The sequence below is a fragment of the Kangiella aquimarina DSM 16071 genome, from assembly GCF_000374105.1.
GTDB classification, from domain to species: Bacteria; Pseudomonadota; Gammaproteobacteria; order Enterobacterales; family Kangiellaceae; genus Kangiella; species Kangiella aquimarina.
Window position 1 is genome coordinate 1,218,936 of the sequence record NZ_KB893650.1, and the last position, 24,354, is coordinate 1,243,289.

A 24,354-nucleotide genomic window follows, 5' to 3' on the forward strand; every position below is an offset into this window, starting at 1 on the left:
TAGACCGTCCAGTTGGCCCTTTGAGGTGAGTCCTTTGAGGGTTAGCGCAGAAGGATTCCTGTCGCTGGTTGTTGCAGTGCTTGATACAGTTTAGTATCACGTTGATAAATGTCTGTTCTGAACTGAATCGTCTGATCCAGGCCCCAATAAGCGGTTCGATATTCGAGTCTTATTGGCACAGGCAGAGGTAAGCTTACCGTATTTGTATGTTTTTTGTTCAATTGATTTTCTATATCAGTATCGCTTAATCCATTAGTCCGCAAGATCCACCACAGTAATTCCATGGGTTCCTGAACCCTGATACAACCTGAGCTAAAAGCCCTTATGTCGTTTTTAAACAATGACTTAGCTGGTGTGTCATGGAGGTAAACTTCATAGTTATTAGGGAACATAAATTTGACCTGCCCGAGCGCATTGTCTGCTCCAGGTTCCTGTACCAATCGATACGGAAAACGTGATTTTGTGACTTGTTTCCAGTCAATTTGCATCGGATCTTCGATTTTGAAGTCATTTAGATAGACGCTGAAACGGTTATCCAGTAGATATTGTGGGTTTTCCTGAATGAGAGGAAGTTTATCCTTGGTTGCTAGCTCCCAGGGCACAACCCAGTTTGGATTTAGAACCAGATACTGAATTTTATCTTCAAAAATTGGTGTCTGCCGCTCTAATTGGCCGACAATCACCGGCATTCTCAATTGTTCTTCGTTATTAATCAAAGCTACAAGCTCAAAGCTTGGGATATTCACTTTAATCAACCGGTTGGCTGGCTTCAGTTCATGCCAGCGAATTTGTTCCAGGTTAACCACCAACTGCTCGATGCGTTGTTGCGGTGTGATATTTAATGCTGCAATGGTTTTTTTTCCCAGAACGCCGTCTGCTTCCAGGCCATGGCGTTTTTGGAAATGCTCAACTGCTCGAATTAAATCGTCTTCGTAAACCATCGGTGAGGGCGCTAAATACGACCAGTCCGAGGGAAGATCTCCCCAGAACATCAGGCGCTCCGCAATGGCTACGAGTCTATGGTCGATCATTTGAGGCTTTATGGAGGGTTGTAATTCAATCTCTGGCCATTGTGGCGCATTGCGACTTCTTAGTTCAGAAAGGTAGTTCCTAAGTCCGGTGTAATCCTGTGAGTGGGGTTCTATCTCTTTAAAATAGTCAAAAAGACTGGGCATACTGGCTGCTCTGGTTAGCAGGTCAGAAAGATTGGTTGTGGGTTTGCCGACCTCTGTGTCTTTCAACAACTGGTTGGGATTCACTTTACCAATTTGTAAGTGCTGGGAAAGGGTCAGAATTGCATCGCTTTGCAGCAAATCGCACTCGGTTATGGCTGCTGGAACGGGTAGCTGGCAATGTTCAGTCAGCGGTTGCAGGTGGTAGTCACTGCCTAATAGGCCGTGTGAATCAACCTGACGAAGGTACTTTAATAATTCTTGTATTGGGTCTTGTTCACGATACAGCGGGCTCCAAAGTCGTCTGAAACCTCTTAAGCCATAGAAACCATAGAGAGTGGAGCTGTTGGCAAGCGCAACGCCCAGATGCGGGAGGAAGCCTGTTTGCTGGTGAAATTCGAGATTGGCTTTTATCTCCATCTCTGTAATAGAACCGTCCGCTGTGTTGGTCTCAGGTTCTAACAATACGTACGGAGGCATTTCAGCTGATAAGGTCTGGCAATAAATTAGGGCCGCACTAAGAACGATAACTTTAAGATAAAAGTTACAGCCTCTAATGCAATCCATCAGCCAAAACCACATAACGGCACTCCAGTGAAAAGTAGCTTCCTAGCTATAGACCAGTATAGAACTTTTATGGTTGTTTTTTGAACAGTTGTTGAGATTGTTTTTGTAAAAGATTGCTTTTTTTTATGAATGGGAAGTAAGGGATAGTCTTATTCGGTAGATTATTGCTGCCTGTGAGCTTCTCAGGGCTACTCGACAAAGGTTTGCACAAAAAACAACCTGCATTATGATTTAGAACATGCTAATTTAATTAGCATCTTAAAGAGTGGCTAGCTGCATGGATAGACGGAATCAAGACAGACGTTTAAGAACCCGCGAAAAGCTGACAACGGCACTTCTCGTTCATATCAGTTTATGGGCACTGTCGATTGTGATTCTGGCATCAATTGTGACCTTCCTCACCACCTATCAATCCACTAGAGAACAGTACATTCAGTTACTCAAGCAGGACATAGCTCCTAAGCTTGAGAAGAAGCGTTGGCAGTTTGAACAGGTGCAGTCCCAGGCAGAAATCCTTGCTGAGCAATTTTTAAAGCGCTATCAGCAACTCATGGCAAACCCAGAGCCGAGCATTGCTGCATTTGATGAATGGTATGAGGAGACCTCGCCCGGAGTTCTGCGCCTTAAAGCCGAATTTAATCGCGGTAAGACTGTTGATTTCGACCTGTTCGAAGATCTGTCTACATTTGTAGGCCCCCGCAAGAAGGCAATTGATGATGAGCTAAAAGTTCGTGTTATCGCAGCTCAATATACCCTGAATGAGCTTGGGCCTGGCTGGCAGGAACGGGTAGCTAATAGTCATTTCTCTTTTCCAGAAAATATTATCGTCATGTATTCTCAGAAGGAGCCATGGGGGCTGTTAGCGGATAAAGATTTAGTGATAACTGACTTTTCGGTGGTGCAGTCAACATTGCAGGAATTTAATCCTGAACGCGAGTCTATTTGGACAGGTCTCTATTATGATATTTCTGCAGATTTCTGGGTTACCACCTATCAAAAACCTGTCGACCTCAATGGTAAGCATCTGGTTAATGCCAGTTTTGATGTCAGTCTTTCCAAACTGTTAGAAGAGCTTGTTAAAAAGAAGCAACCCAATGCAGAGCACTTGGTGTTGAACGATAAAGGTGGATTAATCGCTGCATCAAACATGTCTATGAGTGCCCTGAATACCCATCAGGTATTAACGCCGGACAATTATCAGGAACCTCTGTATGAAGCAATTTTTCAGCTTCTTCAACAGCAGCCAGATTTGACAGACAGCATTGTCCTAGATGAAGGGATAGAAGATCATTTAGTCATCGTCAATAAAATTGAAAGTCTTAACTGGTGGTATTTCACGGTCTATCCGCGATCAGAAATTCAAAAGCAGGCTATCATATTTCCGATCAAGCTGACCCTGGCGGGGATTGCTCTGGTTGGGTTGATTTTATTGATGGTTTACTGGCGGATCAAAGCAGAAGTATCAAAGCCACTGCAGATAGTGGCCAAAGTCGTTTCTATGATGGGTGCTAAAAACTACGAAGATGTCGTTTCGAGTAATATCGTAGATTCGAAAACCCATGGTGAAGTGCGTAGAGCTATTGAAGCTTTCAAAACCATGGCCAAGCGTTTTATTGGTGCTCAACAGGAACTTGAAGCCAAAGTGGAGCAGAGAACCGCTGAGCTGGCAAAAGCCAATCGCAGATTAGAAGAATTAGCTCATTCGGATGGACTGACCGGCTTACTCAACCGCCGCTCCTTCGATCAGGATTTAGATAAAATCATCAAGACGCCAGAAGAACGATATGTGTTGGCAATTGCCGATATTGATGACTTCAAACTCTACAACGACAACTATGGCCACGAAGCAGGCGATAACGCACTGAAAGCGGTATCTGCTTATATGCTCAATAAATCCAGCGGCAACTGTTATCGCTATGGTGGAGAAGAGTTAACCATCTTACTTAAGCTCGGTGATTTAGAAGCTATGAGATCGGAACTCGAATCAATTGTAAGCGGCATCAATGAGCTACAGATAAAACATGACTATGGAAAGAAAGGTGGCAATTATCTTTCCATCAGCATTGGTGCCGCCATCATAGCCGCCAACGACTCACCGCAACAGGCCATTAAACGCGCCGACCAACAGCTCTATATAGCTAAAGCTGAAGGTGGTAATCGAGTGTGTTTTGGGGAGTGAATACTCAATAACTAGAGAAGGAAAATATTTAGCGTTGCTTGTATTGAGTAGGGCAATATCCACGCTCAACTTCTGGGCTGCGTAATTTTAGATGTTTCGTTTTCCGCCCAGAGACTCGTTTGCGCCATAATCGAAAACTAGAAGGCTTTAACTCTTTACGCATCAATTCAATGACTGACTGTTCTGATAAGCCATATAAGGTTTCAATAGCCTCAAAAGGCGTACGATCTTCCCAGGCCATTTCAATGATTCGTGATACGTCACTTGCTTTCATGCTGAATTAGATTGTTGTTAACAGGTAAGCCATTATGAGGGGCCGCTCGTCAAAAAAGCATGAAACCATCACTTGCTGTGGTTGTTACCAATAAGTTGTGTAAAGTGCGAAAAGGATACCGAGTGTTCTTCGGCGATATTTCGTAGGCTTTCTATTATGTTATCAATGGTGTTGTTTGTTCTATGTGTTTGGTGTTTATTTAATGAAAACTCTTTGTTACATCGAGGCTTAATATTGGCCAAAGCCTGTTTCTCTAATGTAGACACTATTGTCTTGGCTTCACTCTGTTCAAAAGAACCGGCCAAGCGCAAAAGATTGAAAGAAAATCGGTCTAAGATAGAGTTGTCTGAGCGAGAGGAAAGGTAATCCCAATTCTCATTGGCAAATCCAATTCGGTTTTTGCCAGTCACCACGCCTGTATCTTTTACGCGTTGCTTAGAGTTGTTGGTGAAGATGTCACTTAATGACCTCTGAAGGTGAGGGTGGCTAACCTGCTTGAAAATGGCTTGAAGTTTATTTACCGGATTTTTCGATGCTCCGAATCCCACCCTAGAACCACGTAGCGTAATGGTCTCAAGGTGTCTCAACCAGCGATCGGCAAGAATTTTACCCCCAATAGGTTGGTACTTACCTAAGTAAATCACTTCGTCATCAAATCGTATTAAGTAAAGACCAGGTCCGGATAGATTCTGTTGAAGATCTGAGGAGACTTTGTGCAACCCAAAGGAAAGGTTAAGAGGCTCTGATAATGTGGCGACTGGGTTGACTTTGATGACTTCGTTAATGGGTACTGAAGTGACAATCATGAATTCCTCGAAAATATTAATGACTATTGTGTTAAATGACCGATCGAGTTATTGATTCTTACCGGATTTTGATTTTTTGGATCGTGCCATTTGGTTGAGCAAATCTTGAACCTGCTGTCTTGAACGACAGACGTTCTCGCAGGGAATGCCATCATTGTCGCCATCTCTTTTTCCGAACTTACCATCAGGATAATCCGCAATAACCTCTGCACATGAGCGGTAATACTTGCAATACTTCGCCGCACTAACTTCAGGTGATAGAAGTAATACAGCAAGCAATAGAGATAAGAAGTGTTTTGTCATTTTCTTCTTGTTAACGCCATGTTTAACTGCGAGAAAAAAGCGAGGCTTTTTGTGAGTCATTGCTACCTCAGGTAGCGACTTGGTTAGAACACTTGTTAGGGACATTTTAAACCTATATAGAATTTAGCCAAGAAATATATTCACTTGCAACCTTTGCTTGAACATCGCACAACGGCGGCTTTGACTCAATAGCAAACTCTGTAGCATTTACAATATCAGCAACGGGATGAAGAATGTCTCCATTATAGTGTTTTAGCACATATATCATTGCAGGCGGCAAATAGAAGGCAGCATTCTTTTCACCACTATGATTAAGAACACCATGCGTTCCAAATAGATGCATATCACTCTCTGGGATATCTTGCCATTTAGTACATTCAGATATACCCGCTAATTCTGGATTACTTTCTTCGATCCGGCTATCAATAGCTGCGCATTTCCGTAATGTCATACCATCAGTCAAAGTCGAATCTGAGAATGCCGCCTCTATTTTATTTATCAAGATGCTTCTTTGTCGTTCCAATTTATTTTCCTAACATTTTATTACCGAACATTACCGGTAACTTTTTTGATTCTAAATTAATTATTTTGTTTGCCCTTTAATAAGTCAGAGATTTTGATTGCATCTCCATTGCATGAGTTAATTGTGATCTCTGATAGAAAATTATCTTCAAAATGAAACGTGATGTTTGGATTTTCGCCGTCATACCAAATTCTTTTTAATGTAACAGTCTCTAAGCAGTATTTTAGGTTTCCTTGACCATGGTTCAGAAAAGCTCGTATTGAACCGTTAGAGTCAAAAAGCATCAGTGCTGTCTTTGGTAGGCCACTGTTAGACACTGCAACGAAGACTGTTTGATCTTTGGAAGCGGCTATTTGCTCAAATGACATACCAGGAAAAACAGCTATTTGTTTGTTACCTTTATAGATCTTTATGTAGAACTCAGGAAATCGTTGATTTTCTCTTGAGTCCACTCCCCTAACTATTTGTATTTCTCCGAAGTTAAATTTAGTTTCGTCGAGTTCTGGCTCAAATCGCCATGAGTCCGCAAATAGCGGGGTGGAAACCATGGAACTAATGATAAGAATGATTATTAGTAGTGCTTTGTTTGAAAGGTTATCCATTTGGTAAGACTGGTAAGTATCCGTAAAACATGCGTTTATAATAGTTAGGTTTTTGTTGATTGCAATGTGTTTGTGGGGTTGGTTTGTTTTCAAAGTGTAGGCGAGGAGCTGAAGAGCAGATCACCTAAAGGTACTTCCTTCGGTCGTCTTAATTACCTAAGAGCAGATTCTGAATCCAGTTCAGAATGACATTACTTATGGCATTTTTTTGCTGTGAGTTATAGGGCAGTCCTTAGGGGGGTGAGGGAATATCTCAAGATATAGGAAATATTCCGTATAATTGACAATATACAATTTAAAGCGTATAAATTGTTTTGTGAGTACAAAAAACATACCGACAGTCGCGGTGATTACCGGTGACATTATCAATTCCAGGGCGAAGAAGGACTCGACGGATTGGCTTGAGCCTTTGAAAAAGGCGTTGGCGACTCTGGGTGAATCTCCTCGTCAGTGGCAGATCTATCGTGGAGACAGTTTTCAGCTGCGGTTGGATAAACCTGAGTATGCGCTGGATATTGCGGTCTGGTTGAAGGCGGTGGTGCGTTCGACCAAGGGGCTGGATGTACGGATGGCGGTGGGGATCGGTGATATGACGCATAAGGCTGATTCAATCCTTGAGTCGAATGGTTCTGCGTTTGTGAATTCCGGTGATCTGTTTGATAGTTTGAAAAAGCGGACGCTGGCGATTAAGACGCCGTGGGATGAGGTGGACGAGTTGTTGAACTTGTATCTTAAACTGGCATTGTTGACGATGGATGGTTGGTCAGTGACAGTGGCCGAGGTGGTGCGGGCCAGTATGCAGATGCCGAACGCGACGCAAACAGAAATTGCTGAAATGTTAGGTATTACACAAAGTCGGGTCAGTGAGCGACAGAATCGGTCGGGGTTCGATGCTATTATGGAGATGTTGGCTTACAGTCAAAAGCTAATAAAACAACACCTGTAATTTCACCGTATTCTAAGGATTTTGTGGGAAGCCTATGACATTACTATTCCTAAAATTATTACTCGCACATCTGGTCGCGGATTTTGTCATTCAACCGTTAAAGTGGATTAAGGATAAGGAACAAAAGGCGTTTGCTTCGACTGGATTAATTCTTCATGCTGCGGTTCACGCGGTACTCTATGCCATAGCCTTTTCATTCAATCCTGATTACTGGCTGGGCTTTGCTATTTTGGTGGTTTCTCATTACCTTATTGATGGCTTTAAGTGCATGGCAGGGCGCTATGCCGATAACTACAGTCGTCCCGAGTCATTCATCAATCGTCGTACTTTCTTTGTTATTGATCAGCTATTGCACCTGGTGATTATTGCTTTCGTGGTATCGCTGTATTTCTCAGGTTTAAGCGAGTGGGTCATTCCGCAGGAGAAAATCCTGGCGCTGATTATTGCCGTACTTCTATTGACTCGAGTTTCATCGATTATCATCAAAGTGCTAATTTCGCGCTGGGCGCCATTGAATGTTTACGATGGTGATCATTCGTTGGCCAATGCCGGAAGCTTTATTGGGATGCTGGAGCGTTTATTTATCTTTGTATTTATTCTTTCTGGCAACTGGCATGGAATTGGCTTCCTGCTGGCTGCTAAATCGGTGTTCCGTTTTGGCGACTTGAAAGAAGCGCATGATCGCAAGCTGACTGAGTATATTTTGATCGGTACTTTGATTAGCTTTGGATTGGCGATAGCGGTTGGGCTGGGTTATATCGGTTTCATTCAATGAGTTGGTAACAGTAGGCGAGTATTTAAGAGTATTTTGGGCGCACACATAGGTTGCGCCCCTACCTAGAAGTTTTAATGATGTAGTAATCGGACAATCTAATCGTCTATCAGATCTTCAAAGTCTTCGCGGTAGTCTGCAATTTCTTCGAGCAAGTGGCGTTTTTGTTTAGCGCTTAGAGTACGCAGCATTTTAAGCTGGTATTCTTTATAGATTTCGCCATTGTGGTCTCTGATAGCATTAAGCTCTTCGCCACCGACTTGATAGGGATCGATTATCAGGCTTTTGATGGCGGCTTGGCCGGCTGGTGTTGTGCGCTCTGTTAGGGCGGTGCGAAAGGCATCACGCCATCTCGATCTGTATTGATAGGTTACTTCGCCTGAAGATTTGAGTAGGCTGGCCATTTCTTTAATCAGTGCTTGTTGGTCATCGTTAAGACTGCCAATCCATTCGCTGAAGCTTTCTTCCAGTCGTTCAATCCGTTCTTCCTGTCTATCTTCCTCTTTGGTTTCCTTAAATTCTTCGTACTGCTCTTTAGCTTCTTTATCGAGGTTGTCCATTAGTTGCTTGACCTGCTCATCACTGAGGCTGGCGGTTTGTGCTACCAGGTCGTCACTCATTTCAGCCAGCAGGGTGTTGTAGAAGCCTCGCATATCACGGCGATAGCGATCATAGGTTTGGTGAATGGCGCCTGATTTAATATCAGCTTCCATACGGTTGAGCATGGAAACATATTTGGGTAATTCGTTGGAACGATGCCATTCAGTTTTAATTTCCAATAATTTTTCCAGGGTATCTTCCTGTTGGCTGGTCAGCTCAACATAATCATCCAGATACCAGGGCACGACCCAGTCCAGGCGGTTGTACCAGAATTTAATACCGCAGGCCTGAATAAAGAAAATACCTATCAACACGATGATAAAACGAGACTGTTTATTTTGGATGGTCATGCTTTTCCTTGGAGTTATATCAACCGCCATTAGCAATGGCAGTCATTATTATGATTACTATAGGCGATTCGAGTGAAAAAACCGTCAATTAGTTCCCTGTTTCAGGACTTAAACCAATGCGCTAGAATATGCTGGTTTTAAAAATTGGCCTTACACAACATAACACAGATAACCATAATACAGAGGGAATATCATGAAGCGTTTTCTTGGGGTTTTTATGGTAGCGAGTTCGCTACTTTTTATGAGCGCCTGTTCAGATGACAAGCAGGAGACAGTAAAACCTGCGTCTAAACCATTAGTTCAGGCAGCCTGGTTGCAGGCATCACTTCCGGACAGTACCGTTGCTTACGTTCGGGTACCTACCGCCTGGTTCCTGTTCACCGGTCAGGACAATGGATTCAAGCTTGCGCAAAATAACGAAGCGCATAATCAGCAAGTTCAGGCGATTCAAACTGCACTTAATCAAAATATTTTGAGCCATCTTGAAGCTCCAGCTGATGCCGTTGCGAAACTGTTTGTTGAACACATGACATCACCGCTTGAAGTCGCTTTCATTCAAGAATCCGCTGGCAAGCCAATGCCTATCATGGTCTATGCAACACGTTTCAATTTTGCTGATAACAAAGCGTTTAACGATACATTAGTGGCGTTAACTGCGGACTTAAAAGCTCAAGGAATTAACCATACGGCGAATGATGATGGTACAGGTTCTTTCGCGATGCCAGGAGCAATGGCACGTTATCACTATGATGCAAATACTCAGCAATTCGTTATGGCGACAGGTTTTGCCACATCATTTACCGTGCTGAGCAATGTTATGGACTCTTTGAAAGATAACCCTCAGCATGCCATGCATGATATTCAAAGTCGTATCGACAGCAGCGGCAAGGGCCTGTTTACCTGGGTCAATACCAAGCAAATCATGCCGATCTTGACCATGAGCTTACCGCCACAACAGCTGAATGAACTTAAGGCGCTAGGACTTGATCAGATGAATGCAGCTGGTTTTGGCTATGGGGTCAGTAACGGTAAAACACGCTTAACCATGTTGATTGATATGCCAAAGGTTGGCATCCGCGATTTTATACCTGCGGTTAATAATGATTTTGATATTAAAACAGTAGGCACACCTCGCACCATGGCGATGCTGTCGATTCCAACCTATGAAGAGCAGATTCGTTTATTTAATAGCATCAATAAGGCTAATGGCGATAGTGCCAGTCTGGAAGAGCTTAACCAACAGGTGGTTGAGAAATTAGGCTTCAGCCTTGAGCAATTGGCAAGTGTGTTTGGTCCTGAGCTTATTTATTTCCGCGATGATGTTGGCGGCTTCACTGCAACAAAAGTGAATGACCCTCAATTAATGCAACAGATGATTGATAGCGTGGTTAAAAATGCCGAGGGCAATTATCAGGTAACCAAGCATCAGGGAAAAGAAATTCATGCCTTATCGTTTAAAGCGATGGCTAAGGAAGACCTGGCTGAACTTAATTCTGCAACTCCCTTAAGTTTTGAGAAAACCTTTTCCAAGCTCAATACGCGTCTTTATTGGACGATTGAAAATGGTTACCTGATTTATTCATCGGTGCCTCAGCCTCTGATTGAACGAAGCAAGCGTAGACCAACTGTATCCTTAGCAAAGTGGGTCAATGAGACTCAAGGACAGGATGTAAGCCACTCAATCTTTTCAGCAACCACTTCAGTGCGCGACCTGTCACGTAATTCTTATCATTACTATTTAGAAGCTTTATTAATGGTGGCTGATATCACTGAAGCTGATTTCGATATCATGGCTTTGCCAACTGCTGATCAGATGGGTTTTTCTGAATATGGAGCGGTGGGATTTAAGTTGGACTCAAGCGATAAGTATTTGGGTGTTGAGTTTACCTTTGAGCAAAGTGCTAGCGATATTCTTTTTGCTGGTGGTGGAATGCAGGCCGTAGCCGTCACGGGTGTTCTGGCTGCTGTGGCAATTCCTGCCTATCAGGATTACACCAAGCGTGCCAAGTTGATGCAGGTTAAGGTCAATGTGGGCATGATTAAAGATCAGGTAGCCTATGCACAGATGATGGGGGCACCACTGGAAGAGCTTGATGCTGGAAAGCATGGAATTATTGAAGGCTTTACCCCTAACGAGTCCATAGAGCGAGTAGAGGTTGAAGATGGCGCTATTACCTTCTTTCTGAATAAAGCAACTTTTAGTGTCGGCTATTCTGTTCCTTTTGTTAGATATGAGTACCCAACGGATGAAAGTAAGGAGTGGGTTTGTACGTCTAATCTGGAGCCAAAATTCCGCGAAACAGTGTGTGGGTTTTGATGAGGACCGTTTTTATTTACATTTATGTAGGGGCGATTCATGAATCGCCCGTACAAAGAGTTGAGAAGTAGTTAGACTTAAAGAAATTTGTCGAGATTGCCATGAGTTCTGCGAACTCCCACAATGACGATCTAAATAGTGTCTGTAGGGACAACTCATGAGTACCCAGTGGGGCAGACTCTTGTCCGTACGACAGTATTCAACTAGAGCAGCTCTTTGTCTCGACAAACAAAAAAGCCCGCAGAACCTGATGGTCGTGCGGGCTTTTTGTTTCCTTCTAATTAAGCAAGGAAGAGGAGCTTACAGTCGCTTATGAAACGATATCCAGTAACTCAATTTCAAAGATCAAGGCCTGGAATGGGCCAATAGCACCACCGGCTCCTTGCTCGCCGTAGGCAAGGTTATAAGGGATATAAAGTTTCCACTTTGAGCCAACTGGCATTAACTGTAGTGCTTCGGTCCAGCCTTTAATCACGCCGCCAACTGGGAATTCAGCTGGTTCACCGCGCTTGTATGAGCTGTCAAACTCCTGACCATTGACCAAAGTACCTGCGTAATGAGTACGAACCATTGAGTCAGCAGTTGGCTTTTCGCCAGAGCCTTCAGTGATGACTTCATACTGCAGGCCGCTTTCAAGTACAGTGACTTCATCGCGCTTAGCATTTTCAGCTAGAAACTCTTCGCCTTCAGCGGCATACTTTTTGGCCATTTCAGCTTGCTGGGCCTGTAAACGTTCCTGCATTTCCACGAACGCAGCATTAATGTCGTCGGCTGGAATTTGAGGATTCTGACCAGCGAATGCATCTTGAATGCCAGCTACAACTGCATCGATTGAGATGCCTTCAAAAGCACCTTTAACCTGCTGGCCCATTTGTAGGCCAATACCGTATGAGGCTTTGGCTTCGGTAGACGTGAAGTCTGGAGTAGACATAATAATTTCCTAAATGATGAATCAATTAGCTATGTGGGGATAGATTGGCGGAATTAAAGGCTTTTAGCCGAATTTGTTAGCCTGCTTATTGATTTGAGGCATCATTAGCTAAAATTTGGCCAGCTCAAGCTATGGCGGATGAGGTTGAATTTCGCCATAATACGCCCCCTAATTCTAACGCAGATATTGTCCTCATGTGGTTTCGTAATTGTCATATTTATCACCTCACAACACCTTTTCAACACTCTCCAGAAGAGTTAGCCGAAGTTCTTGAAAATCAACGCTTTAGCTCGGTTGGCAGGCAGGATACTGAAACCCTGGGCTGGATTTCTCCATTAAATCGTCAGTTCGAGCATCTGGTCCATGCGGCCAATGGCTGTATCTTGCTGTGTATGCGTAAAGAACAGAAAGTGATCCCGGCAAGCATGGTCAAAGAAACGTTGGAAGAGCGTGTTGCGACTATTGAGGCTGAAGAGGGGCGCAAAGTCTTCGGCAAGGAAAAGTCAGCGCTGAAAGACGATATTCTGAGCCTGTTAAAGCCCAAGGCTTTAAGCAAGTCCAGTCATACCTATGGGTACATCGACCCTCGTAATAACCTGTTGGTGATTAATGCTGGTAGCAACAGTGTGGCTGACAGCTTTATTCAGCTACTGATCGATAGTTTGGGAACATTGGGCGCCATTCGTCTGATGGGTGAAGAGAGTCCATCAGCAATCATGAACCGCTGGTTGAAAGAGGGTTTACCTCATGGCTGGACTCTGACAGGCCAATATGAATTCAAGGATCCGCAGAATGATCGAGTGGCCAAATTCAAAGATAGTGAAGAGTCCAACCCTTTGATTGATGACTTGTTAGAAGATGGATATTGGGTAGAAAAGTTGGGTATTCGTTTTAAGGATCAATTTAATGCAGTGATTCAGTCTGATATGCTGGTAAAAAGCATCAAGTTTGATGATGAATTGCTCAAAGAAAATGAAGATGTCGATGATATTGAGCCTTATGCCCGACTGGATGCTGATCTGGTGTTGATGACTCAGACTTTTGCTGAGTTTATTGCAGAGTTGAAAACTGAATTTAAAGTGATTACCGAGAAGGAATAAGTTGTGGTTGAACACGATAAAACCTTAACGACCGAACAGAAAGCGCTGGCGGTTAACCTGAATCCTACTCAGTATGGGACCATTGTTGAAATTGGTGCCGGTCAGGAAGTGGCGCGTCAGTTTTTCTCAGCAGGCGCTGCTGCGGGCACTGTTGCCAAAACCATGTCTGCCTATGATATGCAGGTCAGCGATGATATTTATGGCAAAGCTGGGCGCTATGTGAGTCGTGAGCGTGTCGAGCAGATGCTGGTTCATGAGTATGACCTGCTGCATTCTCGTCTTGATGAAGTGCGCTCAGCCGACACTCAATATTTCAGTTATGCCGCGACGGTTACTGCCCGCAGTTACAGCCAGAAGAACGAATGTCATGGCTGGATCGGAATTCGCATGCAGTTGGAACCTAAAGCGCCACCCAGCGAGATTGTCATGCACGTTCGGATGCTGGATGAAAGTAATAAAGAGCAGTCGGAAGCGCTGGGTATTTTCGGCGTCAATGTGGTTTACGGTGCATTCCATTACCATAAAGATCCGAAGGTATTCATTGAGTCGTTACTGGATAATTTGGTCAATGACTTTGGGCAGAAGCGTATTGAAGTGGATCTGATTCATTTCGCTGGACACACTTTCGAAAACGTCGAAAACCGATTAATGAACTTACATCTGGTTCGTTCCTGGTGTTGTCGTGCAGTTATGTTTGATGCACAGGGTGCTTCGGAAGTGCCGGGTACCATGTTACGTAAAAAAGATGTGCTGGTCATTCGTGGCTCTTTCAAGCCGCCAACAAAGGTCCATGTGGACATGACCGAAGCCGCGATGAAGCAGTTTCTTGAAGAAGAGGGCGTGCAGCGAGACAAAGTCTTTACCGTCGCTGAAATCACCATGGCGGAGCTTGCCAACGATGCGGAAACTGACGATGCCAGCTTTCTTGCGCGCGTCGACCTTCTCAACAAGCTTGGGTACAACGTACTGATTTCCGATTACCTGCGTTTCTTCCGCCTGCGTTCATGGATGCGTCGATATACTCAGAACCGAATTGGTATCGTACTGAGTATTCTTGATTTCGATCAGTTATTTAATGAGTCATATTACGAAGGGCTTGAGGGCGGCATACTTGAAGCCATGGGTAAATTATTCTCAGGCAATACTAACGTGTATGTATACCCAACCCGCGTTGGCGAAAAACTAGTCACGCTTGAAAATGTTGAAGTGGCAGAGAACACTAAATATTTATTAAAGCACCTGATTGAAAACAAACACCTCGTCGCTACCAAAACCTGGAATGACGAAAACCTTCACATCTCCGCACGCAACATCGCTAAAGAAATCCCTCTCGGCCAAGGTGACTGGGAAAAGCAGCTGCCCGATGCCATACGCGATGAAATTAAAGCACGTTGTATGTTTGGGTACTGTGAGTTGCCGGAGAAGTAGGCAGGGTTTCTGAAGCGAAAAGTTGCTTTATCGTAGGGTGCGTCGTGACGCACCATTGAGCTACTTGGCACTAAAAGAGGTGCGTCACGACGCACCCTACGAATAAGAAAGGAACTCCAATAATGATATCTGAATTAAAATCCTTAATTGAAGAACATTTCGGCGTATTTAAATGCGTAGAAATTGGCAATGAGAATAATTGTAAAGAGGTGTCTTTCAAACACTCAGTCGGCTTATTAAAAGATTGTAGTGACTTACCTAAGGTTGGAGATATTCCTGACTTTTACCATGCCTTCGGCAGTTTAACGCTTTACCATGATGAGGTAAGTGGCGATTCAGCTGTCTATATTGCGAATCCAAAGCAGTGGCCTGAACTTCATAATTACTTTTCTGATTGGGTTGGCGACTTAGATGAGGATGAAAAAGAAGAGCTGGTTCCTGAATGGGTGGATACCTGTATTGTTATTGGGGAAATTCCAGCAACCGGAAATTACTTGTTAGTTCCAACCACTGGTGAAAAGACTGGTCACGTCTATTTATTTGAACACGATGGTTTTGAATTTATAGAATTAGCATCGAATATAGAGGCCTACATTCATAGGATGCTAAATTTAGATAGCCATATGCTAACTCAGATTGCTTCCCATATGAGATTTATAGAAAAAGACAATTACAATCAGTGGTGGATAAAAGAACTGCGAGATAATAAAGGAAATTTAGTTAAAACTAATGATGACTAAATATAATGGAACTCTGCTTTGACCACTCTAAAAACACTTCTCGGCACAATCCGCCTTCCTTTTCTTCTGCTGACGCCGGCATGTGTTTCAGTAGGCATCGGTACTGCTTATTGGCAGACAGGAACTCTTAACGGCTTTTATGTACTGCTGATTATTATTGGTGCTTTGTCTGCTCACATCAGCGTCAATGTCTTCAACGAGTATTTTGATGCCAAAAGCGATTTAGATTCTAAAACTATACGCACGCCTTTTAGTGGAGGTAGTGGTGCTTTGCAGGCGAATCCTAGCCTAAGCAATGTGGCTTTACGGCTTGCCTGGTTAACTTTCGGGATAACGGCTCAAATCGGGATTTACTTTGTTTCTGAATTGGGTTGGCAGCTATTGCCTTTAGGACTTCTTGGTTTACTTTTACTGGTTACTTACACAACCTGGTGGGTCTACAATCCCTGGTTATGCCTTATTGCACCAGGTTTAGGTTTTGGTGTTTTGATGGTTGCAGGTGCGCATTTTGTTTTAACCGGTGAGTATAGTTCCGTTGCATTTGTTGCCTCTTTGCCAGTTACTCTACTCGTCAGTGGATTACTGTTGTTAAACCAGTTTCCAGATGTTGAAGCAGATGAGTCAATTGGGCGCAAACACCTTCCCATTGTTCTTGGATTTCAGAATAGTGCATGGGTGCTTGGCGGCTTTTATTTGCTGACTTATTTGATTGTGATAATAAGTGTGTTATTAAAAATACTACCAATCTACTGCTTACTTTCACTAGCGACTGCTCCATTGGCGTGGAAAGCATTTTACGGGGCAAAAAGTTTCAAAGGTAATATCCCTCAACTAATTCCTGCGATGGGTATGAATGTTGCGCTAAACTTAATAACCCCTTTGCTGTTGACCATAGGTTTAATTTTAGGAACATCATGAATACAAATTGCCCCTGCCGTATGAAAGAAAACACTAATCTTTTAAATTACAGCGATTGCTGTGAGCCTTTTCATCTGGGCAATGCTTTGCCGGAAACCCCCGAACAGTTAATGCGCTCTCGATACACTGCTTATTATCTGGGGCTAGGGCAGTATATCTTTGATACCCACCACATTGATTTCAGAGGAAACACATCTGTAGAAGAATTTACTCACAGTGCTCAAGCTACTCGTTGGTGTGGTCTTGAAGTGATACATGCGGAGCAGGAAGCTGATAAAGGTCTGGTTGAGTTTAAGGCTTATTTTCTGGACAAAGATAAGTTGCATTGTCTGAATGAGGCTTCTAATTTTGTAAGAGAAACAGGACGCTGGCTGTATACCGACGGTGAATTCAAACCAAAATCAGTAGTTAAAAATTCCAGAAATGATCCATGCCCCTGTGGAAGTGGTAAAAAAGCAAAAAAATGTTGTCTAATGGATTAAACCTTTTTGGGTGTCTGTGCATCTAAAGGACGTTGCAACGATAACCAACAATATAATGATAATTAGGAGAAGGGATGATAGAAGTTAGGGGTATCTCTAAGCGCTACGGTAATCTGCAGGCCGTAGACAATCTTTCGATTACTATCGAGAAAGGCCATATTTTTGGTTTGCTGGGGCCTAATGGCGCGGGCAAAAGTACCACCATTTCCATGATGTGTGGGCTGATAAATCCTGACCAGGGGCAGGTTCTGCTCAATGGTAATGCACCGGGAATAAAAGAAACCAAACATAAAATTGGCCTGATTCCACAATCTATTGCTTTGTATGAAGAATTAACTGCTCTGGACAATTTGAGCTTTTTTGCAGATTTATACAATTTGCCAGCCAGCCAAAAAGCAGAACGTATGGAGTGGTCTTTAGCTTTCGTCGGTTTACAGGACCGAGCAAAGGATGCGGTACAGGACTTTTCAGGCGGTATGAAGCGTCGATTAAATTTAGCGGCATCTTTGTTACACGATCCTGAATTTATTTTTATGGATGAACCTACAGCTGGTGTTGATCCTCAGTCGCGTAACAAGCTTTTTGAAAGCGTTTTTGAACTAAAAGCTTTGGGCAAAACCATTATCTATACTACTCACTATATGGAAGAAGCGGAAAAGTTATGCGATAGGGTTGGAGTGGTTGATAAAGGACAGTTATTGGCATTGGGAACTGTTGATGAATTGATTGAGCAATATGGTGGTGAGTCCAGGGTTCATATTAAGTCTGAGCAGGGCGAAGAAAGCTTTATGACAGCCAATCCGGTTAATGATTTGATGACACGCTTGAAAGGACTGACAACGGTTGAGAACTTAAGTTTACAACGTCCTAATTTGGAAACCGTTTTCTTGAACTTAACTGGCAAGCAATTGAGGGATTAATGATGAAAGCTGTTGTTGCACTAATGAAAAAAGATTTGAAGTTACTCTTTAAAGACAAAATGGCTGTCTTTTTTACCTTTATTTTCCCGCTTCTTTTTGCCTTCTTTTTCGGCTCAATATTTTCCAGCAGTGGTGGCTCTCAGGGCTTGAAAATAGCTGTATCCGATCGGGACCAGACTGAGAAGTCGCAGGCTTTTATTGGGCAACTCAAAGAAGCCAGCGAGTTTCGAGTAACAGAAACGGATGAAGCGAATGCTAAGAAATTGGTTCGGACTGGTAAACAGGTCGCATTCATTATTTTACCGGAAGGTTTCGGTGAGAATTACGGTGGTATTTTCAGCGGCCAGCCACCGGAAATTCTGGTGGGGATTGATCCAGCCAGAAAAGCCGAAGCTGGATATTTGGAAGGTTCATTGATGAAACTCGGCATAAAGCGCTTCGAGCTGGCTTTTTCCGATGCCAATGAAATGATAAAGCAGCTGGATTTTTCTATTGAGGATATTCAGCAAAGTGATGATATGCCTGCGGAGTGGAAATCGTTGCTTGGTGATTATCTACCCAAATTTAAGGAGTTAACCGAACTGGAAATCGCAAAACAACCCGAAGGTTCAGATTCTTCTGGACTGAGTTTTGGTTCCGATGGTGATAACCCAATGATGCCATTGAAAATTACTAAAGAGGAAATCACGGTTCAGAAAACGGGTCCACGTAACTCCTTTTCAATTACCATTCCGCAGGGCGTTATTTGGGCCATCATGGGCTGTGTCATTGGCTTTGCCATCAGCCTGGTGCGTGAGAAAACATTAGGGACTCTGGATCGACTTGCTATAGCTCCTATCAGTCGTACTCAAATCTTAGCTGGAAAAGCTTTAGGCTGTTTTGCCGCACAGGCGATGGTGGTCACCTTATTGTTTACTATTGCTTATTTTATGCTGGGTGTAAGATTTGATCTGATAAAGCTTGTGTTAGCAGTGCTGGCGGCGGGTATCTGTTTTGTTGGTTTTATGATGTTCTTCGCATCGATTACTAAAACGGAACAGTCGGTAGCCGGTATGACTAATGCATTTCTAATTATTATGGGCATGATTGGTGGCGCTATGATTCCACTATTTGCAATGCCTGGCTGGATGCAGTCAATCAGCCATATAAGTCCTGTGAAGTGGGCTATTTTGGCTTTTGAAGGCGCGATATGGCGAGACTTCACCTATATTGAAATGATGACACCGCTTACTATTTTAACCGCAATCGGTGTCGTTACCTTCTTTATAGGAACCCGTATGCTAAAATTGAAGCAGTCGTAAGAAAAAATTTATATAGGTGGGTTAAAGCCCACCTTACATTTTCCTGAAGGTGTACTATGAGTTCCATCGAAGATTTACAAGAACAAATTCACGAACTGCAATCCAAACTGGCATTTCAGGAAGACACCATCGAGCATTTAAATAAAATGGTGACCAAGCAAGATGACATCATTCGAATGCTAGAACGTCGATTTATGCATCTTGGCGATAAGATTGATGATATTCGCTCGCAATTGCCAGATAAGCCTTTTAATCCAGCAGATGAGATTCCTCCTCACTATTGATCCAAGATAAATGTCGAAGCTGCTGGGGGATTAGAGTTGAATCGTGAGGTAAATGCCTGTTAACTTGTCATTATCATTGGATGTAATAAAGAGGCAGTCATGGGTTTTCGAATTGAAAAAGACAGCATGGGCGAAGTAAAGGTCTCGGAAGATGCTTTATATGCCGCACAGACGCAACGAGCTCTGGATAATTTCAAACTCAGTGATCTGAAAATGCCAATTGCTTTTATAGATAGCATTTTGGATATCAAGCTGATTGCTGCAGAAATTAATCATGAATTAAAGCTTCTATCTAAAAATAAATATCAGGCCATTACCAAAGCCATAAAAAAGATCCGTAAAGACAAGTTAGTTAATCATCAGAATTTTCCACTAGATATTTTCCAAACAGGATCGGGCACCAGCACTAACATGAACGTTAATGAGGTGGTTGCCCATTTAGCATCAAACTCCCGCGTAACAGTTCACCCTAATGATGACGTTAATATGGGGCAGAGCAGTAACGATGTCATTCCTACTGCTATTTCTGTTTCTGCATCACGTGCTCTCATACATGATCTTATTCCGGCACTATTGACGTTAAAATCAACTATCGAGAATAAAGGAAAGTTACACAAGAAAGTGATTAAAACTGGGCGAACCCATCTGATGGATGCCATGCCATTAAGCTTGCAACAGGAACTATCCGGTTGGGCACATCAAATACAGATCAGTCTTGATGCTTGCCAGAAAATAGTACCGACCATTGCTCAGCTGGCGCAAGGCGGAACAGCGATTGGTACCGGGATTAATAGCTCAGCAAAATTTCGTGGACTCTTTGCGCGAAAGCTCAAAAACTACACTGGGTTGCCTTTTACTAAAAGCAAAAACACCTTCGCCAGCATCGCAGGCCAGGACGCCAGTGTGGCTCTTTCCGGTGTACTCAATACGCTTGCGACAGCACTGATGAAAATCAGCAATGACTTACGTTGGATGAATAGTGGCCCGGTCAGTGGCCTCAGTGAAATTCAACTGAAAGCGATTCAGCCAGGCAGCAGTATTATGCCAGGAAAAGTTAATCCTGTGATACCAGAGGCTGTGGCGATGGCTGCTGCACAAATAATAGGTAATCACACGACCATCACCATAGGGGCTCAGTCGGGCAACTTTCAGCTCAATGTGATGTTGCCGGTCATTGCATACAATTTATTGCAATCCTTGCACCTTGCGACAACTTCGGCAGAACATTTAGCGCGCACCATTGCTCATTTTGAAGTTAATCAAAAAGCTCTGGCAGATAAACTTGATCAGAATGCAATTTTAGTAACTTCTTTAGCTCCTGAGATTGGTTATGAGAATGCTTCGAAAATTGTCTATAAGGCAAGGAAGGAAGAGCGAACCATACTTGATGTAGCCAAAGAACTAACAGACTTGCCGGAAGCTAAATTGAAGAAGCTGCTATCGCCGAAGAATTTGATTTAAGGAAGATGATTATATGTAGGGTGCCTTTTGGGCACCCTATTCAAACTTTACTTTACTCTACACACCAGTTTTGATCTGATTTTCAATTCACCCATTAGGGTTCTATGTACTGGGCACTTGTTGGCGATTTCGAGCATTCTTTCCTGCTGCTCTCGATCTAAATCACCAGTTACTTTTATCTGACGTTCAAGAATATCGACAAAGCCTTTTTCAGTTTCACAATCTTCGCAGTCTTCTGCTTTTATTTTCTTATGAATAACATCAACTTTGATTTGTTCAACAGGCCACTGCTTTCGATTAGCGTACATGTTTAAAGTCATGGCAGTGCAGGTGCCAAGAGCTGTAGCAAGATAATGGTAAGGAGCGGGGCCTTTGTTGTGACCTCCAAGCTCTTCTGGTTCATCACCTACTAATTTATGGCCATCAGCATCAATATTGCAGAAGAGTCCGTCTTCAAGAATATTAGTGACTGTTGCCTTATGTACGCTGTCTTCAAGCATGATAGCTCCTTTATTTCTTCTTGATGTCTTCTCGGTTTATCACAAACACATTGCCCAGTCCAATCAGTAAAATGCCGCCAGCGATGATCCAGGTCCAGACAAAGTCTTCAAAGAAGGTAGAAATAATCAGTGCCACGGCAGGGAAGAGTACCACTGCATAGGTGGCTTTATGGATGCCAATTCTTCTGAGTAAGGTGAGGTAGGCACCAAAAGCCAATACTGAACCAAATACAGACAGGTAGATTAAACTTATAGTGTAACCAGCAGCCATGTCATAAACCAAAGCCTTGCCTTGCACCAGACCAACCAATAGGCTGAATAAACTGCCATAACCCATGGCATAGGCATTCATCTGAATGACCGGCATATCGTATTTTTGAGTTTGTACCGAAACCATGTTACCGATAGAGGCGCAGAGAACGCCCAACAATGCGATGACCAGTCCATAGAGCTTGGCATTTTCAAAACTGAAGTCAGTCAGCTCATTCCAGAAAATCATCATCATACCCATTAAACCCAGAGCTGAACCAATAATGACTCGGGCGGTTATCTTGGTTTTGAAAAATAGCCACGAATTGAAAATATTCACGATAAGAACTGCTGAGAAAATCACGGAAGCCATCGCTGAGGTGAGATATTCCTGAGCCTCGTACACCATCAAATAATTGAGGCTGAAAAAAGTGATGCCCATTAACACCAGCCAGGCATGCTGTAATAGACCATAGCGCAGTGGCAATTTCTTTAGCCAGCAATAGGCAAATAGTAGAATAGAAGCAAGGCCAAATCTGTAGAAAGAAGAGTATTCGTGGGGTACAACGCCAAGCTGGAATTCGATTGCAAACCAGGTGCTCCCCCAAATCAGTACGCACAGCGCATACAATACCGGGGTGCTCATAATGAAAGCCATAACAATGTGTTACTTATCTGAAATTGATCCCGTGATCATGCCATAAGTGGTAAGATCCTGTCGCATGATTTTTGTAAATGCATATTATCGTTCGAATTTAATAAGGCTGGGGAATGCATAGAAAAGATGTGATTATTATCGGCGCGGGTGCCGCAGGACTGATGTGCGGTATTACTGCAGGTCAGCGCGAGCGCTCAGTAGCCATTTTGGATCATGCCAACAAAGTCGGTAAAAAAATTCTGATGTCGGGAGGTGGGCGTTGTAATTTCACCAATTACTATGCTGAACCGAGCAATTACCTATCGCATAACCCTCACTTCTGTAAGTCAGCCTTAAGCCGCTACACCCAGTGGGATTTTATTGCTTTGGTCGAAAAACACGGTATTCCCTATCATGAGAAAAAGCTTGGCCAGCTTTTCTGCGATAACAAGGCTAAAGATATCGTTAATATGCTGCTGGATGAATGTGCTCAGGCTGGGGTGGATGTCCGCACCGAATGCTCGATTCAGCAAGTGAATAAAGTAGACGATGGCTTTATCATTCAAAGCAGCCAGGGCAAATGGCATTGTCAGTCATTAGTCATCGCTACCGGTGGTTTGTCGATTCCAACCATGGGGGCAACCGGTTTTGGCTACGACATTGCCAGGCAATTTGGTCTCAAGTTATTCCCCACTTACGCAGCACTGGTGCCTTTTACGCTTACCCCAAAGTTGTTGGATCAGTTTGCAGGATTATCCGGCACTTCCGCTGATGCGTTTGTAAGCTGTAATGGCCAATCATTCCGCGAGAATATTTTATTTACTCATCGTGGCTTAAGTGGCCCATCTATTTTGCAAATTTCTTCCTATTGGCAGCCAGGTGATGCCATTACCATCAACTTATTTCCGGATGTGGACTTGTATGAGCAGTTAAAGCAATTGCAACAGGAAAGACCCAAAGCTCACATCAATACTGTGCTGGCTGAACAGCTAACGAAAAAGCTGGCTGATAGGTTATGCGAAATCTGGTTTGTTGATTATGTCCAAAAGCCATTGGCAGAACTATCCAACGAGGCTCTGCAAAATATCGCTGAACAATTACAGAGTTGGCAGCTTAAACCAACTGGCACGGAAGGTTATCGAACCGCTGAAGTGACTATGGGCGGCGTGGATACAGATGAAGTATCTTCTAAAACCTTTGAAGCGAAGAAGGTGTCGGGACTTTATTTCATCGGTGAGGTACTGGATGTGACCGGTCATCTGGGAGGCTTTAACTTCCAATGGGCGTGGGCTAGTGGATTTGCTTCTGGGCAGTATGTATAACTTAGAAAGTCCACATAAATAGGTTTATTGATGTGGACTTTCTACTGGAGCTTATTTACCGGGTTTAAGATCCTCGACCGGAATCATAATGTGAGCATAGGGAGTATCACCCCACATCACATAGGGTCCACCTTCAGACGGGTCATCAGTAATTCCCGACAACATTTCTTTGGGAACGATGACCATCAAATGTGGACCAGTTTCCACATAATCATCTGCATTTTTATGGTCTTGGTGATGCGGATTGGAGTTACTGACTCCTGCACCTTCATCTCCCTGTAGCATGTAGGAGATCCCTACCTTGTTGGCAGTGAAGTCCTCTTTTTTACCCATAGCCTGCATCATTTCCATCCAGACTGCATCAACGCAGATTGGTGCATTGTCACCAGGAAAGGTGTCTGGCATGCAGGTCCAGCCGTTGGTGCCTTCAACGAGTACTTTGTCGCCATCGACAATGGTGGCGTCAGCGCTCACAGAAGGAGGGGCAGCGGAGCGTGCTTGTTTAATACGCTTCTGGTCACTGGCTGTTGCTGAGTAGCTGAGAACTAAAAGAGTCGAACAGCATGTTAGGGTTAACGCTTTATACATTCGAGATCGGGTTTTCATAACATATCTCCCTGATATAAAAAGAAAATGGAACCGATCTGGCAAGGAGGTGGTTGAAGTGTTT

General features: G+C 43.4%; 25 protein-coding genes. 14 read left to right on the forward strand and 11 right to left on the reverse strand.

Annotated features, from left to right (window positions below; all coding sequences use genetic code 11):
* Window positions 1-41 precede the first annotated feature (41 nt).
* Window positions 42-1,739 (reverse strand): L,D-transpeptidase family protein, encoded by a 1,698-nt coding sequence (locus tag B158_RS0105915; RefSeq protein WP_228127070.1) that lies wholly within the window; start codon window positions 1,737-1,739, stop codon window positions 42-44.
* Window positions 1,740-2,016: 277 nt separating this feature from the next.
* Between B158_RS0105915 and B158_RS0105920 the strand changes: the two genes are divergently transcribed.
* A complete protein-coding gene (locus B158_RS0105920) occupies window positions 2,017-3,918 on the forward strand; it encodes a GGDEF domain-containing protein (RefSeq protein WP_018624444.1) in 1,902 nt (633 codons plus the stop codon).
* Window positions 3,919-3,946: 28 nt separating this feature from the next.
* Here the strand turns inward: B158_RS0105920 and B158_RS0105925 are convergent, their stop codons facing one another.
* From B158_RS0105925 to B158_RS0105945, 5 genes are all read right to left on the reverse strand, one after another.
* Entirely contained in the window at window positions 3,947-4,192 is a 246-nt protein-coding gene (locus B158_RS0105925) for a TIGR03643 family protein (protein WP_018624445.1), read from the reverse strand.
* Between the two features lie 68 nt (window positions 4,193-4,260).
* Complete coding sequence (locus B158_RS0105930) at window positions 4,261-4,998, reverse strand: hypothetical protein (RefSeq protein ID WP_018624446.1); 738 nt, start codon at window positions 4,996-4,998, stop codon at window positions 4,261-4,263.
* Window positions 4,999-5,046: 48 nt separating this feature from the next.
* Entirely contained in the window at window positions 5,047-5,406 is a 360-nt protein-coding gene (locus tag B158_RS12920; protein WP_018624447.1) for an excalibur calcium-binding domain-containing protein, read from the reverse strand.
* Between the two features lie 7 nt (window positions 5,407-5,413).
* Window positions 5,414-5,824 carry a DUF6714 family protein gene (locus B158_RS0105940; protein ID WP_018624448.1) on the reverse strand — a complete coding sequence of 137 codons (411 nt, stop codon included), beginning with the start codon at window positions 5,822-5,824 and terminating at the stop codon, window positions 5,414-5,416.
* Between the two features lie 56 nt (window positions 5,825-5,880).
* Window positions 5,881-6,426 (reverse strand): hypothetical protein, encoded by a 546-nt coding sequence (locus B158_RS0105945; protein ID WP_156823047.1) that lies wholly within the window; start codon window positions 6,424-6,426, stop codon window positions 5,881-5,883.
* A gap of 316 nt (window positions 6,427-6,742) precedes the next feature.
* On the opposite strand from B158_RS0105945, the gene B158_RS0105950 reads away from it, so the two are divergent.
* Window positions 6,743-7,372 (forward strand): SatD family protein, encoded by a 630-nt coding sequence (locus B158_RS0105950; RefSeq protein WP_026309268.1) that lies wholly within the window; start codon window positions 6,743-6,745, stop codon window positions 7,370-7,372.
* 34 nt (window positions 7,373-7,406) lie between these two features.
* Window positions 7,407-8,147: a DUF3307 domain-containing protein gene (locus tag B158_RS0105955; protein WP_018624451.1), complete on the forward strand. Its 741-nt coding sequence runs from the start codon at window positions 7,407-7,409 to the stop codon at window positions 8,145-8,147.
* 95 nt (window positions 8,148-8,242) lie between these two features.
* Here B158_RS0105955 and B158_RS0105960 read toward each other — a convergent pair whose 3' ends face one another.
* Entirely contained in the window at window positions 8,243-9,094 is an 852-nt protein-coding gene (locus B158_RS0105960; protein WP_018624452.1) for a DUF6279 family lipoprotein, read from the reverse strand.
* A gap of 193 nt (window positions 9,095-9,287) precedes the next feature.
* Between B158_RS0105960 and B158_RS0105965 the strand changes: the two genes are divergently transcribed.
* The gene (locus B158_RS0105965; protein WP_018624453.1) at window positions 9,288-11,411 is read left to right on the forward strand and encodes a pilin; all 2,124 of its coding nucleotides are present in this window, start codon (window positions 9,288-9,290) and stop codon (window positions 11,409-11,411) included.
* Window positions 11,412-11,721: 310 nt separating this feature from the next.
* On the opposite strand, the gene B158_RS0105970 is transcribed toward B158_RS0105965, so the two are convergent.
* Entirely contained in the window at window positions 11,722-12,342 is a 621-nt protein-coding gene (locus tag B158_RS0105970; protein WP_018624454.1) for an FKBP-type peptidyl-prolyl cis-trans isomerase, read from the reverse strand.
* Between the two features lie 194 nt (window positions 12,343-12,536).
* Between B158_RS0105970 and B158_RS0105975 the strand changes: the two genes are divergently transcribed.
* The 9 genes from B158_RS0105975 to B158_RS0106015 all read left to right on the forward strand — a co-directional run bounded on the left by B158_RS0105975 (window position 12,537) and on the right by B158_RS0106015 (window position 20,976).
* A complete protein-coding gene (locus B158_RS0105975; protein ID WP_033413991.1) occupies window positions 12,537-13,442 on the forward strand; it encodes a recombination-associated protein RdgC in 906 nt (301 codons plus the stop codon).
* Between the two features lie 3 nt (window positions 13,443-13,445).
* Complete coding sequence (locus B158_RS0105980) at window positions 13,446-14,870, forward strand: hypothetical protein (protein WP_018624456.1); 1,425 nt, start codon at window positions 13,446-13,448, stop codon at window positions 14,868-14,870.
* Between the two features lie 122 nt (window positions 14,871-14,992).
* Entirely contained in the window at window positions 14,993-15,610 is a 618-nt protein-coding gene (locus B158_RS0105985; protein ID WP_018624457.1) for an SMI1/KNR4 family protein, read from the forward strand.
* A gap of 18 nt (window positions 15,611-15,628) precedes the next feature.
* Window positions 15,629-16,528 (forward strand): prenyltransferase, encoded by a 900-nt coding sequence (locus B158_RS0105990; RefSeq protein WP_018624458.1) that lies wholly within the window; start codon window positions 15,629-15,631, stop codon window positions 16,526-16,528.
* Window positions 16,525-17,010, forward strand: coding sequence for a YchJ family protein (locus B158_RS0105995; protein WP_026309269.1), 486 nt, complete (start codon window positions 16,525-16,527; stop codon window positions 17,008-17,010). Before B158_RS0105990 ends, B158_RS0105995 begins: the two co-directional genes overlap by 4 nt.
* A gap of 74 nt (window positions 17,011-17,084) precedes the next feature.
* Window positions 17,085-17,930 carry an ABC transporter ATP-binding protein gene (locus B158_RS0106000; RefSeq protein ID WP_018624460.1) on the forward strand — a complete coding sequence of 282 codons (846 nt, stop codon included), beginning with the start codon at window positions 17,085-17,087 and terminating at the stop codon, window positions 17,928-17,930.
* Window positions 17,930-19,231, forward strand: a complete 1,302-nt coding sequence (locus tag B158_RS0106005) for an ABC transporter permease (protein WP_018624461.1) — start codon at window positions 17,930-17,932, stop codon at window positions 19,229-19,231. Before B158_RS0106000 ends, B158_RS0106005 begins: the two co-directional genes overlap by 1 nt.
* Window positions 19,232-19,287: 56 nt before the next feature.
* Window positions 19,288-19,515, forward strand: a complete 228-nt coding sequence (locus B158_RS0106010) for a SlyX family protein (RefSeq protein ID WP_018624462.1) — start codon at window positions 19,288-19,290, stop codon at window positions 19,513-19,515.
* A 99-nt stretch (window positions 19,516-19,614) separates the two neighbouring features.
* A complete protein-coding gene (locus tag B158_RS0106015) occupies window positions 19,615-20,976 on the forward strand; it encodes a class II fumarate hydratase (protein WP_018624463.1) in 1,362 nt (453 codons plus the stop codon).
* A 47-nt stretch (window positions 20,977-21,023) separates the two neighbouring features.
* On the opposite strand, the gene B158_RS0106020 is transcribed toward B158_RS0106015, so the two are convergent.
* Window positions 21,024-21,476 carry an OsmC family protein gene (locus B158_RS0106020; protein WP_018624464.1) on the reverse strand — a complete coding sequence of 151 codons (453 nt, stop codon included), beginning with the start codon at window positions 21,474-21,476 and terminating at the stop codon, window positions 21,024-21,026.
* Window positions 21,477-21,486: 10 nt separating this feature from the next.
* Window positions 21,487-22,371, reverse strand: a complete 885-nt coding sequence (locus tag B158_RS0106025) for a DMT family transporter (protein WP_026309270.1) — start codon at window positions 22,369-22,371, stop codon at window positions 21,487-21,489.
* A 125-nt stretch (window positions 22,372-22,496) separates the two neighbouring features.
* Between B158_RS0106025 and B158_RS0106030 the strand changes: the two genes are divergently transcribed.
* Complete coding sequence (locus tag B158_RS0106030) at window positions 22,497-23,684, forward strand: BaiN/RdsA family NAD(P)/FAD-dependent oxidoreductase (protein WP_018624466.1); 1,188 nt, start codon at window positions 22,497-22,499, stop codon at window positions 23,682-23,684.
* A 51-nt stretch (window positions 23,685-23,735) separates the two neighbouring features.
* Here the strand turns inward: B158_RS0106030 and B158_RS0106035 are convergent, their stop codons facing one another.
* Entirely contained in the window at window positions 23,736-24,290 is a 555-nt protein-coding gene (locus B158_RS0106035) for a hypothetical protein (protein WP_051082500.1), read from the reverse strand.
* Between the last annotated feature and the right edge of the window lie 64 nt (window positions 24,291-24,354).

Bases quoted from the DNA above. Each gene is read 5' to 3' on its own strand.
- B158_RS0106030 (WP_018624466.1), top strand. From the start codon at position 22,497: ATGCATAGAAAAGATGTGATTATTATCGGCGCGGGTGCCGCAGGACTG.
- B158_RS0105930 (WP_018624446.1), bottom strand. From the start codon at position 4,998: ATGATTGTCACTTCAGTACCCATTAACGAAGTCATCAAAGTCAACCCA.
- B158_RS0106015 (WP_018624463.1), top strand. From the start codon at position 19,615: ATGGGTTTTCGAATTGAAAAAGACAGCATGGGCGAAGTAAAGGTCTCG.
- B158_RS0105985 (WP_018624457.1), top strand. From the start codon at position 14,993: ATGATATCTGAATTAAAATCCTTAATTGAAGAACATTTCGGCGTATTT.
- B158_RS0105995 (WP_026309269.1), top strand. From the start codon at position 16,525: ATGAATACAAATTGCCCCTGCCGTATGAAAGAAAACACTAATCTTTTA.
- B158_RS0106010 (WP_018624462.1), top strand. From the start codon at position 19,288: ATGAGTTCCATCGAAGATTTACAAGAACAAATTCACGAACTGCAATCC.
- B158_RS0105970 (WP_018624454.1), bottom strand. From the start codon at position 12,342: ATGTCTACTCCAGACTTCACGTCTACCGAAGCCAAAGCCTCATACGGT.
- B158_RS0106005 (WP_018624461.1), top strand. From the start codon at position 17,930: ATGATGAAAGCTGTTGTTGCACTAATGAAAAAAGATTTGAAGTTACTC.
- B158_RS0106020 (WP_018624464.1), bottom strand. From the start codon at position 21,476: ATGCTTGAAGACAGCGTACATAAGGCAACAGTCACTAATATTCTTGAA.
- B158_RS0105925 (WP_018624445.1), bottom strand. From the start codon at position 4,192: ATGAAAGCAAGTGACGTATCACGAATCATTGAAATGGCCTGGGAAGAT.
- B158_RS0105960 (WP_018624452.1), bottom strand. From the start codon at position 9,094: ATGACCATCCAAAATAAACAGTCTCGTTTTATCATCGTGTTGATAGGT.
- B158_RS0106025 (WP_026309270.1), bottom strand. From the start codon at position 22,371: ATGAGCACCCCGGTATTGTATGCGCTGTGCGTACTGATTTGGGGGAGC.
- B158_RS12920 (WP_018624447.1), bottom strand. From the start codon at position 5,406: ATGTCCCTAACAAGTGTTCTAACCAAGTCGCTACCTGAGGTAGCAATG.
- B158_RS0105975 (WP_033413991.1), top strand. From the start codon at position 12,537: ATGTGGTTTCGTAATTGTCATATTTATCACCTCACAACACCTTTTCAA.
- B158_RS0105920 (WP_018624444.1), top strand. From the start codon at position 2,017: ATGGATAGACGGAATCAAGACAGACGTTTAAGAACCCGCGAAAAGCTG.
- B158_RS0105945 (WP_156823047.1), bottom strand. From the start codon at position 6,426: ATGGATAACCTTTCAAACAAAGCACTACTAATAATCATTCTTATCATT.
- B158_RS0105955 (WP_018624451.1), top strand. From the start codon at position 7,407: ATGACATTACTATTCCTAAAATTATTACTCGCACATCTGGTCGCGGAT.
- B158_RS0105965 (WP_018624453.1), top strand. From the start codon at position 9,288: ATGAAGCGTTTTCTTGGGGTTTTTATGGTAGCGAGTTCGCTACTTTTT.
- B158_RS0106035 (WP_051082500.1), bottom strand. From the start codon at position 24,290: ATGAAAACCCGATCTCGAATGTATAAAGCGTTAACCCTAACATGCTGT.
- B158_RS0106000 (WP_018624460.1), top strand. From the start codon at position 17,085: ATGATAGAAGTTAGGGGTATCTCTAAGCGCTACGGTAATCTGCAGGCC.
- B158_RS0105915 (WP_228127070.1), bottom strand. From the start codon at position 1,739: ATGGATTGCATTAGAGGCTGTAACTTTTATCTTAAAGTTATCGTTCTT.